Source organism: Pseudomonas sp. SED1 (assembly GCF_034044025.1).
Lineage (GTDB): Bacteria > Pseudomonadota > Gammaproteobacteria > Pseudomonadales > Pseudomonadaceae > Aquipseudomonas.
Genome location: NZ_JAXCIS010000123.1, coordinates 57,675 through 71,904, shown reverse-complemented (window position 1 = coordinate 71,904; position 14,230 = coordinate 57,675). Strand labels below are relative to the sequence as shown.

The window sequence follows — 14,230 nt, the reverse complement described above, 5'->3', positions numbered from 1 at the left end:
TTCAGGAGAACGGCATGTTCACCGGCATCATCGAATCCATCGGCAGCATCCGTGCAATGACCCCAAAAGGCGGCGACGTACGCCTGCTGGTTGAAACCGGCAAGCTCGACCTGAGCGACGTCAAACTGGGCGACAGCATCGCCGTCAGCGGTGTGTGCCTGACCGTCATCGAATTGCCTGGCAACGGCTTTGCCGCCGATGTCAGCCGGGAAACCCTGGACTGCACCGCGATGAACGATCTCAAGAGCGGCAGCCCGGTGAACCTGGAAAAAGCCCTGACCCCGACCACCCGCCTCGGTGGGCACCTGGTCAGCGGTCACGTCGACGGTGTCGGCGAAGTCGTCGCCCGCAGCGAAAACGCGCGTGCCGTGGAATTCCGCATCCGCGCGCCCAAAGAGCTGGCCAAGTACATCGCCCACAAAGGCTCGATCACCGTCGACGGCACCAGCCTGACCGTGAACGCCGTGAATGGCGCCGAATTTGAACTGACCATCATTCCCCATACCCTGAGCGAAACCATCATGGCGTCGTACCAGCCGGGTCGCCGGGTGAACCTGGAAGTCGACTTGCTTGCCCGTTACCTGGAGCGCCTTCTGTTGGGCGACAAGGCCGCAGAGTCTGACTCTCTTCAAGGGCCCGCCGGGAACATCACTGAAAGTTTTTTAGCCGCTAACGGCTACCTTAAATCCTGACCCAAGGGGGTGCCGCGTGGCGCTCAACAGCATCGAAGAACTGGTTGAAGACATCCGCCAAGGCAAGATGGTCATCCTCATGGATGACGAAGACCGCGAGAACGAAGGCGACCTGATCATGGCCGCCGAGTTGTGCCAGCCGGAACACATCAACTTCATGGCCAAGCACGCCCGTGGCCTGATCTGCATGCCAATGAGCCGCGAGCGCTGCGAGCTGCTGAAGCTGCCATTGATGGCGCCGCGCAATGGTTCGGGGTTTGGCACCAAGTTCACCGTGTCCATCGAAGCGACTACCGGTGTGACCACCGGCATCTCCGCTGCTGACCGCGCCCGCACCGTACAAGCCGCTGCCGCGAAAGACGCCAAGGCCGAAGATATCGTCAGCCCTGGCCACATCTTTCCGCTGATGGCCCAACCGGGTGGCACCCTGGCTCGCGCCGGCCACACCGAAGCCGCCTGCGACCTGGCGCGCATGGCCGGTTTCGAGCCGAGCGGTGTGATCTGCGAAGTGATGAACGACGACGGCACCATGTCCCGTCGCGCCGAGCTGGAAGAATTTGCCGCGGTGCACAACATCAAGATCGGCACCATTGCCGACCTGATTCACTACCGGATGATCCACGAACGTACCGTTCAGCGGATTGCCGAGCAGCCGCTGGACAGCGAGCTGGGCCAGTTCAACCTGGTGACCTATCGTGACTCCGTGGAAGGCGACGTGCACATGGCCCTGACCCTGGGCACCATCTGCGCTGAAGAACCGACCCTGGTGCGGGTGCACAACATGGACCCGCTGCGCGACCTGCTGATGGTCAAGCAACCGGGGCGCTGGAGCCTGCGGGCCGCGATGTCCGGGGTGTCCGCGGCTGGCAGCGGCGTGGTATTGCTGCTCGGTAACCCGGTGGATGGCGACGTGTTGCTGGCGCATATCCGCGAAACCGCCGACCACGTGCCGGTGAAAAAACCGACCACCTACAGCATCGTCGGTGCCGGTTCGCAGATCCTGCGGGACCTGGGCGTACGCAAAATGCGCCTGATGAGTGCGCCAATGAAATTTAATGCCATATCCGGTTTCGACCTGGAAGTAGTAGAATACGTGCCCTCCGAATAAAGGACGGCGTTGTTTACCCCTTGTTCGCGGTTCAAATATCACTGAGGGGCGCGCACTAAGCGCGTCCCGGCTCTTTAAGAGATTTGTCGAATGACCCTGAAGACCATCGAAGGTACCTTCATCGCCCCCAAAGGCCGCTATGCCCTGGTGGTTGGCCGCTTCAACAGCTTCGTGGTTGAAAGCCTGGTAAGCGGTGCTGTGGATGCCCTGGTTCGCCACGGTGTGAGCGAAAGCGATATCACCATTATCCGCGCTCCCGGCGCCTTCGAAATTCCACTGGTTGCGCAGAAAGTTGCACAGCAGGGTGAATACGCGGCGATCATCGCCCTGGGCGCGGTCATTCGTGGTGGTACTCCGCACTTCGAATACGTGGCTGGCGAATGCACCAAGGGCCTGGCCCAGGTGTCCATGGAGTTCGGCGTGCCGGTCGCCTTTGGCGTGCTGACCGTTGATTCCATCGAGCAAGCCATCGAACGTTCCGGCACCAAGGCCGGTAACAAAGGTGCCGAAGCTGCCCTGTCCGCTCTGGAAATGGTCAGCCTGCTGGCACAGTTGGAGGCCAAGTGATTAGCGACGACAGCGATCAGTTCAACCCCCAGGACCCGCGCCCAGCAGACGCCGGCAAGCCCTCGAAGAGCGAAAAGCGTCGTGCGGCCCGTCAGCTCGCGACCCAGGCGCTGTACCAGCGCCACATGGCTAAAACCTCGCTGAACGAAATCGAAGCGCAATTTCGCGTCGACAACGATTTCAGCGCGGCCGATGCCAGCTATTTCCATGACATCCTGCACGGCGTTCCGGCCAACCTGCCGGAGATCGATGCTGCATTGTCGCCGTGCCTGGACCTGGCGATCGAAGAGCTGGACCCGGTTGAACTGGCCGTACTGCGCCTGTCCACCTGGGAACTGCTCAAGCGCGTCGACGTACCGTACCGCGTAGTGATCAACGAAGGGATCGAACTGGCGAAAGTCTACGGTTCCACCGACGGTCACAAGTTCGTCAACGGCGTGCTCGACAAGCTGGCCCCGCGCCTGCGTGAAGCCGAAGTGAAGGCGTACAAGCGCTAACTGGCGCTTGCTGACGCAATGGGCGAGTTTGAGCTGATCCGCAACTATTTCGCCGCCGCGCCTTGTGCGCAGGGCGGCGAAGGCATTGCACTGGGGATTGGCGACGACTGCGCCTTGCTGGCGGTTCCTCCCGGGGAGCAGCTGGCGATTTCCACTGATACTTTGGTGGCCGGCGTGCACTTTGCCGACCCCTGCGATCCGTTTCTGCTCGGCCAGCGCTCGCTGGCCGTGGCAGTCAGCGATCTGGCAGCCATGGGCGCCAATCCCCTCGCGTTTACCCTTGCCCTGACCACCCCGACGGTTGATGCCGATTGGCTGCAACGCTATGCCCAGGGTTTGAACGCCATGGCGCAGGGTTGCGGCGTGGTTCTGGTGGGTGGTGATACCACCCGTGGGCCGCTGAGCCTGACCCTGACGGTGTTCGGGCGGGTGCCAGCGGGCCAGGCCTTGACCCGCAGCGGCGCGCGGCCCGGCGACTTGCTGTGTGTTGGCGGTGAGTTGGGTAACGCGGCAGGCGCATTGCCGCTGGTACTGGGGCAGCGCACGGCAGAGGCTGCGATCGCCGAGCCGCTGCTGGCCCAGTACTGGTCGCCGCAACCGCAGTTGGCGCTGGGTTTGGCGTTGCGGGGCAAGGCCACGTCTGCCATGGATATTTCCGACGGCCTTCTGGCTGATTGCGGGCATATCGCCAAGGCGTCGGCTGTCAGCTTGTTGATCGAGCAGCAAAAGTTGCCGTTGTCGGCGGCCTTGCTGGCGTTCGTTGGCGACGCGGATGCCCGGGTGGCCGCGTTGAGCGGCGGTGACGACTACGTGCTGGCGTTCACCTTGCCGCCAGCCGAACTGGCACCGTTGCTGGCGTCGGGTGTGCCGGTGCATGTGATCGGCCGGGTCGAGGCGGGGCAGGGCGTTACCCTGCTGGACGCGGTTGGCCAGGACATCACACCCGCCATTCGTGGCTATCAACATTTCTGAAAGGCATAGAACCAAGCTGAAGGCCAATCGAACCTATTGATCTTTATCAGCGACAATTCAGCTTAAGCGTCTGTAGGAACCTGCTGTTACAATCTATCCCCTGTGAAATCAGAAATCAGGAGCACACGGTGCCCGTCGTTTTCGTTGCCGCTTCCAAGCTGCCAACCCCTTTTGCCACGTTCACCATGAATGGTTTTCTTGAAGAAGCCACCGGGCGCGAACACGTTGTTCTGAGTCTCGGTGATGTGGCCGACGGTGCGCCGGTTCTCGGCCGTTTGCACTCTGAATGCCTGACCGGCGACGCCCTGTTCAGCCAGCGCTGTGACTGCGGCTCGCAACTGGAAGCCGCGTTGCAGGCCATCGCCCGCGAAGGCCGTGGTGTGTTGCTGTACTTGCGTCAGGAAGGCCGTGGCATTGGCCTGTTGAACAAGATCCGCGCCTACGAGCTGCAAGATGGCGGCGCCGACACCGTTGAAGCCAACGAGCGCCTGGGTTTTGCAGCCGATCAGCGTGATTACGCGATCTGCCTGCCGATGCTCGAGCACCTGGGCGTCAAGTCCCTGCGCCTGATGACCAACAACCCGCGCAAGGTCAAAGCCTTGACCGACATGGGCATCACCGTCGCCGAGCGCGTGCCGCTGCACACCGGCCACAACCCGCACAACAAACTCTACCTGGCCACCAAGGCCAGCAAGCTCGACCACATGATGGGCAACGAGCACCAAGGCGAGGCCGACCGGGCGTGACGCGCGGCCAGGTCAAGCGGCGACTGTCGTTTAACTGGTGGCAATACCTGGCGTTGGCGCTGGTGCCGTTGTTTGTGGTCAACCTGGTGTTTGGCAAGGCCGATCCCTTGCTGCCGGTGCTGGCGATGCCGTTTTTTATCGCCGGCGTGGCCTCGATGTTTGTCAGCCTGCGTTACTTTCATGGCTATAAGCACGCGCTGATCGCCACGGGCAAAGCCCTCGATACCCCTGAAGAACCGGCTGCCTGGATCACCCTCGCGGCCCGTCGTCGTGTGGCGTTGCTGGTGGCTGCATTGCCGGCCTGGGTTGGCGCGCTGGCAGTGTTTGTCGGGCTGGAAGCGGTGCCGCTGTTTCTGCTGGCGCTGTCGACCCTGGTGCTGTTCTACCTCTATCGCATTCCGCGTCAGTTGGGTTGATGCGCGCCTGGCTGGCGGTGTTGCTGCTGGTCGTCGCGGCTCAGGCTGCGGCGGTCGAGCGGGTTGTCAGCCTTGCTCCTTCCTTGTCTGAAATCGTCGTTGAGCTGGGCGCTGCTGATTTGCTGGTGGGCGTGCTGGACGGCGGCGAGCGGCCACAGGCCTTGGCGAACGTGCCTTCGGTAGGAAACTACGGGCAGTTGGACATGGAGCGGCTGCTCAGCCTCAAGCCGGACCTGATCCTGCTCTGGCCGGGCAGCGTCGGCCCGGCCCAGCGTGAGCAGCTCCAACGCCTGAACATCCCGGTGTTTGTCGCCGAACCCCACAGCCTCGAACAACTCACCTCGCAAGTTGAAACCATTGCCCGGCAACTGGGGCGGGCTGATGCCGGCCGGCAATTGGCCTCGCAGTTGCGCCAGCGATTGGCCGAGTTGCGCTTGCGCTATTACCGAGCCGAGCCGTGGCGGGTGTTTTATCAGGTGTGGAACCAGCCCCTGTACACCGTTGGCGGCGGGCAGATCATCAGCGATGCACTGAGTGTGTGCGGGGCGCGCAATGTGTTTGATGACCTCAAGCTGCCGGCGCCGCAGGTCAGCATTGAGTCGGTGTTGCAGCGCAATCCCGAGGTGATTCTGGCGGGCGATCAAGCGCAGCTTGATGCGTGGAAGGCCTGGCCACAGGTGGCGGCGGTGGCGAACGGGCATTTGCTGGTAGTGCCCGACAAGGGCCTGGAACGGCCCAGCGGGCAGATGCTTGAAGCGGTGGCGCGGTTGTGTCAGGTGATTGCACCGAGTCTGTGAGACCGCTATCGCAGGCAAGCCAGCTCCCACATTTGACCGAGTTGTCTGGATAAACACGGCCCCCTGTGGGAGCCGGGCTTGCCCGCGATGAGGCCGGTGCCGGCGCCTTAGATTTCCGGGCTCCAGGTCACCCCGAACATCAACGCCCGGCCTTCTTCCCGATAGCCATATTGCTGGCCCTGATACTGATACAGCGCCCGGCTGTATTCTTTGTTCAGCAGGTTATCGAGCTTCATCTCCAGCCTGATCTCACGATTTACCGCCCAACTTCCCCGTAGACCGAGCAAGCCATAGCCGCCCATGGGTTGCTGGTTCGCCGCATCGTCGTAGCTGCTGCTCACCGCTTGCCAGCTGGCACCGACGCCGAACTGATCGAATTGACGATCCAGGTCCAGGCTCAAGGTGCGTTTGGCCCGACGCGCCAGTGTGCGCCCGGTGTCGCGGTCCCGTGGGTCGATCAGCGCAATGCCGAGGCTGCTTTGCCAGCCGAACAGCTCTTGCTTGAGCGCCGCCTCGAAGCCGTTGATGCGTGCGGAGCTGACGTTTTGTGGGACGTGTCCGTTGAGTACGATCGCGTCCTTCAGGTCGGTCCTATATAACGAGGCTTCCAGTCGGCTCGTGTCATTGAGTTGGCTTCGCCACTGCATCTCGTAGCTTTTCGAGGTTTCGGGCTTGAGGTTCGGGTTGCTGTTTATCCCGTATAGGTCATCCGGGTAATAGAGGTCGTTGAACGTTGGCGCCCGAAAGCCTTCGCTATAGCTCAGCAACAGATCATTGTCCGGGTTCAGCGGCAGGGTGAAGGTGCCGCTCCAGCTGTTGTGGCCGCCGAACTGTTGGTTCTGGTCGCGGCGCAGGCCCAGTTCTGTGGAGAAAGATTGCGCCTGGAAACGGTGCTGGATAAACGCAGCCCGGTTCCAGCGACTGTCCTCATTGAGCAGGGCACTGCTGTTGACCTGATCTTCGTACCAGTCGCCCCCCAGGATCAGGCTGTTCTGCTCATTGAGGGTCAGGTCGTTTTGCCAGTTCAGCGAGTTGCGGTAGGTGTTGAACACGCTGCGTTCGGTGCTGAGCTTGTCCCGGGTTTCTTCGCGGTTCTCGCTGTGGCCCGCTTCCAGTCGTGACTTCCACGTTTCATTGATGTGTGCGTCGACATAGCTGCTGACGCTGCTCACAGTGAAGTTGGAATAGGGCTTTTGCGGGGAGAACGAGTTGTCGAATTCGCTTTTGCCACGGTTATCCAGCACGTTCACCCCGGCTTCGAGGTCATCGTTGAAGGCATGGCTCAGGCTGAAACTGGTGGACTGGTTGCGGTAGGCGTCATGGTCGCGGTCGCTGGGGTACGAGGCATATGTGCGATTAATCCCGGCGGTGTCATCCAGGCTGGCGCCGAGGTTGAAGCGGGTTTTCTCGTCACCGCCGGACAGGCCCAGGCTGCGCTCCCACGTCTGGTTGCTGCCAAATCCCACATGCAGGCGGGGTTGCAGGCCGGACTCGCTGCCGCGTCGGGTAAAGATCTGAATCACCCCGCCAATCGCATCGCTGCCGTAGATCACCGAGCGCGAACCGCGCAGCACTTCCACCCGTTCGATCTGCTGGATGTTCAGGTGCTGCAGGTTGCTGTCGCCGGAAGTCGAGTTGCCGATGCGCTGCCCGTCGACCAACACCAGGCTTTGGGCCGACTTGGTGCCACGAATGTAAACGCTCGCCAGGCTGCCACGGCCACCGGCTTGTGAAACCTGTACGCCGGGCACGCGGCTCAGCAGATCGGTCACGCTGGTGGGTTGCAGGCGGTCGATGTCGTCGCGGGTGAAGACGGTGTTGGCGGCGCTGCTGTCGTTACGCGCCTGCACCTGGCGGTTGGCGCTGATCACCACGTCGGGCAGCTTGAGGGCTTCGTCGCGTTCGAAGCTGTCGGCGAGCAGGTCGGTGGCTGGCAATAACAGAAGGGGCAGGGCAAAGCGAAGGCGGTTCATGGACTGTCCGTAGCATTTGAAGTTGGCATAAACAAATGTGGGAGCGGGCTTGCTCGCGAAGGCGCCGTGTCAGTCAATACATCTGTTGACTGACCCACCGCTTTCGCGAGCAAGCCCGCTCCCACATTTTTAATCGCGTTTCTACAGACCCAGCAGGGCCATGCGCTGACGAACCGAAGCTTCAATCCCTGCTTCATCCAGCCCGCACTCGGCCAGCATCTGTGCCGGTTTGGCATGCTCGACATACACATCCGGCAAGCCCAGATGCAGCACCGACTTGAGGATGTTTTCCCGCGCCAGGAACTCACTGACCGCCGCACCGGCGCCGCCCATGATGGCGTTTTCTTCGAGGGTCACCAGCAGCTCATGGCTACCGGCGATCTCGCGTACCAGTGCCTCATCCAGTGGTTTGACGAAACGCATGTCCACCACCGTGGCGTCGATCTTCTCGGCCACTTTCAAGGCTTCAGCCAACTGCACGCCGAACACCAGCAAGGCAACGTTGCTGCCTTGGCGACGGACGATGCCCTTGCCGATCTCGATAGGCTCAAGGTCTTTCTCGATCACCGCATTCGGGCCATTGCCCCGCGGGTAACGCACCGCTGCCGGGCCGTTGTACAGGTGGCCGGTGCTGAGCATCTTGCGCAGTTCGTTCTCGTCGCTCGGGGTCATCACCAGCATGCCGGGGATGCAGCGCAGGTACGACAGGTCGAAACTGCCGGCGTGGGTCGGGCCGTCTTCGCCTACCAAACCGGCACGGTCGATGGCGAACAACACGTCGAGGTTCTGCACCGCGACGTCATGAATCAGTTGGTCATAACCACGTTGCAGGAACGTGGAGTAGATCGCGACTACCGGCTTGGCGCCTTCACAGGCCATGCCGGCGGCGAAGGTCACCGCGTGTTGCTCAGCGATCGCTACGTCGAAATAGCGCAGCGGGAACTGCTCGCTGAACGCTACCAGGTCGGAGCCTTCCTTCATCGCCGGGGTGATACCCACCAGGCGCGGATCGGCGGCGGCCATGTCGCAAAGCCATTCACCAAACACGCCGGAGTACTTCGGCCCGCTGGCTTTCTTGGGCGCAGCAGCCGGTGCGTTCAACGGTTCAAGCTTGGTGATCGCGTGGTAACCAATCGGGTCGACTTCCGCCGGGGCGAAGCCTTTGCCTTTTTTGGTGACGATGTGCAGGAACTGCGGGCCTTTCAGGTCACGCATGTTGCGCAGGGTCGCGATCAAAGTTGGCAGGTCGTGACCGTCGATCGGGCCAATGTAGTTCCAGCCCAGCTCTTCGAACAGGGTGCCGGGAACCAGCATGCCCTTGGCATATTCTTCGGTACGACGGGCAATTTCCCACGCGCCGGGCAGACGCGAGAGCACCTTCTTGCTGCCTTCACGCATGCTGGCGTAAGTGCGGCTGGAGAGGATTTTTGCCAGGTAATTCGACAGGCCGCCGACATTGCGCGAGATCGACATGTCGTTGTCGTTGAGGATAACCAGCATGTTGGCGTTCACTTCCGGCGCATGGTTCAGCGCCTCGAAGGCCATGCCGGCGGTCAACGCGCCATCACCGATCACCGCAATCGCCTTGCGATCGCTGTTCTGCAGGCGGGCGGCAATCGCCATGCCCAGCGCTGCACTGATCGAGGTGCTGGAGTGGCCGACGCCAAAGGTGTCGTACTCGCTCTCGGAGCGGCGCGGGAAGGCCGCGATGCCGTCCTTCTGGCGCAGGCTGGCCATGCGCTCGCGGCGTCCGGTGAGGATCTTGTGCGGATAGGCCTGATGACCCACGTCCCACACCAGCCGGTCGTCCGGGGTGTCGAACACGTAGTGCAGCGCGATGGTCAGCTCAATGACGCCCAAGCCGGCACCGAAATGCCCACCGGTCTGGCCGACCGTATAGAGCAACTCCAGGCGCAACTCATCGGCCAGGGTTTCCAGCTCGGCTTCACCCAGGCGGCGCAGACCGGCTGGCGTGTTGGCACGGTCCAGCAGGGGCGTGGCCGGGCGCTTGCGGGGAATCTCTTGGAACGTCGTGGGCATCAGGCGAATCGTTATAGGTATAGAAGAGGCGGCAGTTTACCTCAAGCATCGCAAACTGCCCACGCAGAGCGCCGAACTTGGCTGATATGCGGTGGAAAAGGCCGCTGCTGTCAGTGGCGACGTTCGACGATATACCGCGCCAGGTCACGCAGTGGCTCGGCAGCCGCGTCGAAAGGTCGCAGGGCATCCAGTGCCTGGTCCCGCAGCTCCAGGGCGTAAGCCTTGGCGGCTTGCAGGCCGAGCAGCGAAGGATAAGTCGGCTTGTCTCGTGCGATATCTGCGCCCTGGCGTTTGCCGAGGGTTGCGGTATCACTTTCAACGTCGAGAATATCGTCCTGCACTTGGAACGCCAGGCCAACGGCCCGCGCGTAGGTTTGCAGCGCCGCCAGTTGCGCGGCTTCGGCACGGCCACTGGCGAGGGCGCCAAGGTGCACGGCGGCTTCGATCAGCGCGCCGGTCTTGTGGCGGTGCATATATTCCAGGGCTTGTTGATCGAGCTTGAGGCCAACCGAGCCCAGGTCAATCGCCTGGCCGCCGACCATGCCGGCCGGGCCCGCTGCCAATGCCAGCGCGGTAACCATACGCAGGCGGATCTCGGCGTTGACGCTGCTCAGGCGCGGGTCCAGCAGAGCGCTGAACGCCAGGCTTTGCAGGCCGTCACCGGCGAGAATCGCGCAGGCTTCATCGAAAGCTTTATGGGTGGTGGGCTGGCCGCGACGCAGATCGTCGTCGTCCATCGCCGGCAAATCGTCGTGCACCAGGGAATAAGCGTGGATCAACTCCACCGCACAGGCGGCGCCGTTGGCTTCTTCCGCTTGCGTACCGAGAGCCTCACAGGCCGCATAGGCAAGCAACGGACGAACGCGCTTGCCGCCATTCATCACGCTGTAGCGCATGGCTTCATACAGGCGAGTCAATTCAGGGCTAGGCGCGACAAACAGCGGTTCCAGCGCAGCATTGACCCGGGCCTGGCTGCCGGCCTGATAAGCGTCGATCATTCAGGCTGTTCCGCATCGAAAGGTTCTTCGGCCAACTCCCCATCGCGCTCCAGCAACACCTGGACCTTCTGCTCCGCCTGCGCCAAGGCGCTCTGGCAGTCGCGGGTCAGGCCGATGCCTTGCTCAAACGCCGTCAGCGAGTCTTCCAGCGACAACTCGCCGTTCTCCATCCGCTCGACCAGGGTTTGCAGGTCGGCGAGGGATTGTTCGAAATCGAGTGCAACTTTTTTGCGGGCCATGGCGGCTATTCCGGTAGACGGTAAACCGGCGCGACACTAGCAGACATGGGGGATTGGGGCAAATGAGTGGGGGGATTTGCCTTGGAAATCAATCGCCTTGGGTGTTGATCTGGTAGCGGGTGCTGCGGCCGCCGCCGGGTAGTCGAACCAGGCAGTTTTTTTCCAGAAGATCGGCCAGATGTCGCGTCGCCGTGGCCTTGGACACGTTGGCCACAGCCTGATACAGAGCCGCGCTGATCCCGTGCTCAAAGCCCTTTTCGCCACCGTCGAGCAAGCGATTCAAGACTTTAGTCTGCTCGGCACTGAGTGCGTGGTGCCGATGCTGTTGCCAGAAGCGGCTTTTGCCCAGCACCCGGTCAATCCGCATCATCGCCTGTTGCAGGCTACGAAGCAGTGTTTGCAGGAACCACTCAAGCCAATCGGTGACATCCAGCGTAGCCTTTTGACGGGTTTCCAGCGCACGGTAATAGCCCGCCCGGTCTTCAAGGACGCTCGCCGACATCGCGTAGAAGCGGATCGCTTGGTTCTCGGCTTGGGCAAGCGCGAGGTCAGTAATAGCCCGCGTCAGACGACCGTTACCATCATCGAAGGGGTGCAGGGTGACGAACCAGAAATGCGCCAGGCCTGCACGCAGCAATGGGTCAAGGGCCGCATGATTCCGGCTGGCTTCAAACCATTCGATGAAATCGTCCAGCGACTGCTCTAGCCCTTGGCGGGGTGGGGCCTCGAAATGCACAGTGGGTCGGTCCAGTCGTCCCGACACGACTTGCATGGGCTCATCGCCCCTTAAGGTTCCTACGTTCAACCCGTGCGTGGAAAGACGGGTTTCCTCGGTGGGAAACAACCATCGATGCCAGTTGAATAGACGGGTGAGGGTAAACGGTTGAGCAAACTGTTGCGTGGCGTCCAGCATCAAGTCAGCCAAACCCTCGCTACGTCGGCTCACGGAGCCTTCTTGCAATTGCTCCAGGCCCAGGCGTCGGGCCAAAGAGGAACGTACCGAGCCCACATTCAGTTGCTCACCCTCGATTGCCGAGGAGGTCAGAATGTTTTGCAGCAACGCATCCAGTTCGTTTTCTGAACTCTGTGCCTGGCTGACCGAACCCAGCATGCCCAGCAACTTTCCTTGCGCCTGCGTGCACTCTCGCAACAACGCTGCAAGGCGCTCTGGTTGCCAGTGAAAGTGCGGCCAGTCGGGTTGTTGCCAGATCCAGTATGGGTGATCCATGTAGGTATGCTCGGTGTGTGAGCCGAATAGAAGGCTTATTCGGCTCATTTGGTGAGCCGATTGTGTGAGCTATTCGGCTCACTGTCCAGTCAGCCGCGTACGATCAAGATGCGACGGGTGAGGGCAATCTTGGTCACCGTTGATGTCACGCACGCGGTTGCGCCAGGAGTGGTCGATGGTTAGGTTATTGGCGATGCGATAGAGAAAAGCGCGAACGTCGCCGATCTTCGCGACTTCGCTGTTGATCTGGTGGATGAAGGCGTCATGCATAGTCGTTGGCGATTTCGCGGCAGTTTACCCGGCGGGTGAAGTACGCAAGGAGTTCACTGCGGTGACGGCGCTAGAGCGGGCCGAGGTTGCGCCAGAGGAGCCGTGCATGGCATGGCAGGGCGGCGTTTTTGGGGGAATAGTTGAAGTGGGGGGATGGTAGAGGGGGTGAGGATTTGTCACCAGAAGGGCGGTTAGCTCCATGGCTGACCGCTGGTATTAACTATGAGCAGACTACGCCCAGCTTACGCAGCCATGGTCATCCATGTTGGTGACGAATGTTTGGTCTTGGTCAGTGACCCAGAAAGGATAACCCGTTGTTTCAGCTAAAATGCTAGCAAGATTGTTGGCGCTGCCTACCCTCCATGCTCTGTGGGATGAGTCAAAAACAATTAAAATCAGCGTTCCACTATGAATCAGATCTGGTATCTCCTTCCAGAAATTTGGATTGTGTTGCTCGTTTTTTATATTGAGATTACTAGGGTCAAGCGCTTTTTGTTTGGTTGTAAAAAATCTCTCGCTAAGAGATTTAATCAGTAAGTCGACCTCGTTAGTTTTCAGCTTTTTGGCTTCTATATTTAAGGTGATTATAGTCTCGTCGCTTTCTTTTTCTAAGTAGTTCATTGTTGTTATCGCGTTGGTAAATTTATTAGAGGCTCTCATTTTAAGTGCGACCCCTGACGGGTTAATTATAGGATTTAGGCTTCCAAAATTCTAATCCAACCATATGCCTTTCTATGTCATCCATATCGTCCTCTCCAAGAGTATCGTCAAAATGTTTTGATATTATATTACGGATCTGAGCGAGCCGCGTTGTGATGCCGAAGTCGTCGATAAAGTCGGTGGTTTCTTTTCGGTACTCTTCCAGAGCAAAAGGCTTGTCCGCATAAAAACTACCCATGTCGCGCAAGGAAATAAGTATGAACTCAATTTCCGATAACACTTTCAGTGCTTCCATTCCAGTTAGTGCTATATTTTTGTTTTGCTCTAGCATTGTTGTTTGCTTCCATGGATTTTATGTTTGGATGAGCGTTTTGCCTTATGGAGCTTAGAGTTATGAAGGGCTCTGCATATATTCGTAAATGTCGCTTCTTGTTATTTCTTTTATTTCTAGTTCATTTATCTTGGATAGGATGAGGTTTTTATGTTTTGAGTGACATATTAACTGAATGGCCCCGTAAGTCTCGCCATTAAAGAATCGGATAGATAAAGTCGAACTGTTGAATAATATTAGTCTGAAATCATTTGTGGTTAATATGTAATCGAGAGCGCTTAATCTTTGCGAGAGTTCAGCGGTTCTTTCGTTTTGTATCATCAGTCGTATTGAATTGCAAGCGCTACCCAGCGTTGATGGGTCTGTTTCCGTAGAGGGCGTGTTTAATTGTTGTATGTAGGAATATACCGACGTTACTTCATTTTTCAGTAAAATATCTCCAGGTCCCGCTTTTTTTGAAAACTCCTTTATAGTCACATATTCCATAGTTTTGCTGTATGGCTTTATTCCATACGTGCCCCATCTTACCGTGAATGGCCACTTTTCCTTGAGTAAAAACTCAAGCTTGCACCACGAAGGCCAAGCTTCTTTGATTTCGTGATTAAGTAAGGTGAGTGTCAGGAAGTCCTTGTCGTAACTGTGGATGACCTGATCCCAAGGATAAATGCCGTCCTCACATATAAATACCGTGTTCAT

17 protein-coding genes are annotated in these 14,230 nt (G+C 59.4%); 8 read left to right on the top strand and 9 right to left on the bottom strand.

Annotated features, from left to right (window positions below; all coding sequences use genetic code 11):
- The first annotated feature begins 14 nt into the window (after positions 1–14).
- From SNL23_RS15970 to SNL23_RS15935, 8 genes are all read left to right on the top strand, one after another.
- A complete protein-coding gene (locus SNL23_RS15970) occupies positions 15–692 on the top strand; it encodes a riboflavin synthase (protein WP_003209988.1) in 678 nt (225 codons plus the stop codon).
- 16 nt (positions 693–708) lie between these two features.
- On the top strand, positions 709–1,800 hold the full coding sequence (ribBA, locus tag SNL23_RS15965; protein ID WP_318302725.1) for a bifunctional 3,4-dihydroxy-2-butanone-4-phosphate synthase/GTP cyclohydrolase II: 1,092 nt from the start codon (positions 709–711) through the stop codon (positions 1,798–1,800).
- Positions 1,801–1,890: 90 nt separating this feature from the next.
- Positions 1,891–2,367, top strand: coding sequence for a 6,7-dimethyl-8-ribityllumazine synthase (ribH, locus tag SNL23_RS15960; RefSeq protein WP_003209986.1), 477 nt, complete (start codon positions 1,891–1,893; stop codon positions 2,365–2,367).
- Positions 2,364–2,864 carry a transcription antitermination factor NusB gene (gene nusB / locus SNL23_RS15955; RefSeq protein WP_017476288.1) on the top strand — a complete coding sequence of 167 codons (501 nt, stop codon included), beginning with the start codon at positions 2,364–2,366 and terminating at the stop codon, positions 2,862–2,864. The genes ribH and nusB overlap by 4 nt, the downstream gene beginning before the upstream one ends.
- A gap of 18 nt (positions 2,865–2,882) precedes the next feature.
- Positions 2,883–3,836: a thiamine-phosphate kinase gene (gene thiL / locus SNL23_RS15950; RefSeq protein ID WP_167665698.1), complete on the top strand. Its 954-nt coding sequence runs from the start codon at positions 2,883–2,885 to the stop codon at positions 3,834–3,836.
- 128 nt (positions 3,837–3,964) lie between these two features.
- Complete coding sequence (ribA, locus tag SNL23_RS15945) at positions 3,965–4,582, top strand: GTP cyclohydrolase II (RefSeq protein ID WP_076016667.1); 618 nt, start codon at positions 3,965–3,967, stop codon at positions 4,580–4,582.
- Positions 4,579–4,998 (top strand): nuclear FMR1 interacting 1 family protein, encoded by a 420-nt coding sequence (locus SNL23_RS15940; protein ID WP_076016668.1) that lies wholly within the window; start codon positions 4,579–4,581, stop codon positions 4,996–4,998. Before ribA ends, SNL23_RS15940 begins: the two co-directional genes overlap by 4 nt.
- On the top strand, positions 4,998–5,795 hold the full coding sequence (locus tag SNL23_RS15935; RefSeq protein ID WP_318302724.1) for a cobalamin-binding protein: 798 nt from the start codon (positions 4,998–5,000) through the stop codon (positions 5,793–5,795). The genes SNL23_RS15940 and SNL23_RS15935 overlap by 1 nt, the downstream gene beginning before the upstream one ends.
- A gap of 107 nt (positions 5,796–5,902) precedes the next feature.
- On the opposite strand, the gene SNL23_RS15930 is transcribed toward SNL23_RS15935, so the two are convergent.
- From SNL23_RS15930 to SNL23_RS15890, 9 genes are all read right to left on the bottom strand, one after another.
- The gene (locus SNL23_RS15930) at positions 5,903–7,768 is read right to left on the bottom strand and encodes a TonB-dependent receptor domain-containing protein (protein WP_318302723.1); all 1,866 of its coding nucleotides are present in this window, start codon (positions 7,766–7,768) and stop codon (positions 5,903–5,905) included.
- A 141-nt stretch (positions 7,769–7,909) separates the two neighbouring features.
- Entirely contained in the window at positions 7,910–9,808 is a 1,899-nt protein-coding gene (gene dxs / locus SNL23_RS15925) for a 1-deoxy-D-xylulose-5-phosphate synthase (RefSeq protein ID WP_318302722.1), read from the bottom strand.
- 110 nt (positions 9,809–9,918) lie between these two features.
- Complete coding sequence (ispA, locus tag SNL23_RS15920) at positions 9,919–10,806, bottom strand: (2E,6E)-farnesyl diphosphate synthase (protein ID WP_318302721.1); 888 nt, start codon at positions 10,804–10,806, stop codon at positions 9,919–9,921.
- On the bottom strand, positions 10,803–11,045 hold the full coding sequence (locus tag SNL23_RS15915; RefSeq protein WP_003209964.1) for an exodeoxyribonuclease VII small subunit: 243 nt from the start codon (positions 11,043–11,045) through the stop codon (positions 10,803–10,805). The genes ispA and SNL23_RS15915 overlap by 4 nt, the downstream gene beginning before the upstream one ends.
- A gap of 88 nt (positions 11,046–11,133) precedes the next feature.
- On the bottom strand, positions 11,134–12,273 hold the full coding sequence (locus SNL23_RS15910; RefSeq protein ID WP_318302720.1) for a Fic family protein: 1,140 nt from the start codon (positions 12,271–12,273) through the stop codon (positions 11,134–11,136).
- A 78-nt stretch (positions 12,274–12,351) separates the two neighbouring features.
- On the bottom strand, positions 12,352–12,543 hold the full coding sequence (locus SNL23_RS15905) for a hypothetical protein (protein ID WP_076016674.1): 192 nt from the start codon (positions 12,541–12,543) through the stop codon (positions 12,352–12,354).
- Between the two features lie 231 nt (positions 12,544–12,774).
- Entirely contained in the window at positions 12,775–13,164 is a 390-nt protein-coding gene (locus SNL23_RS15900; protein ID WP_318302719.1) for a hypothetical protein, read from the bottom strand.
- A 61-nt stretch (positions 13,165–13,225) separates the two neighbouring features.
- Complete coding sequence (locus SNL23_RS15895) at positions 13,226–13,534, bottom strand: hypothetical protein (RefSeq protein ID WP_318302718.1); 309 nt, start codon at positions 13,532–13,534, stop codon at positions 13,226–13,228.
- Positions 13,535–13,594: 60 nt separating this feature from the next.
- Positions 13,595–14,230: a hypothetical protein gene (locus SNL23_RS15890; protein ID WP_318302716.1), complete on the bottom strand. Its 636-nt coding sequence runs from the start codon at positions 14,228–14,230 to the stop codon at positions 13,595–13,597.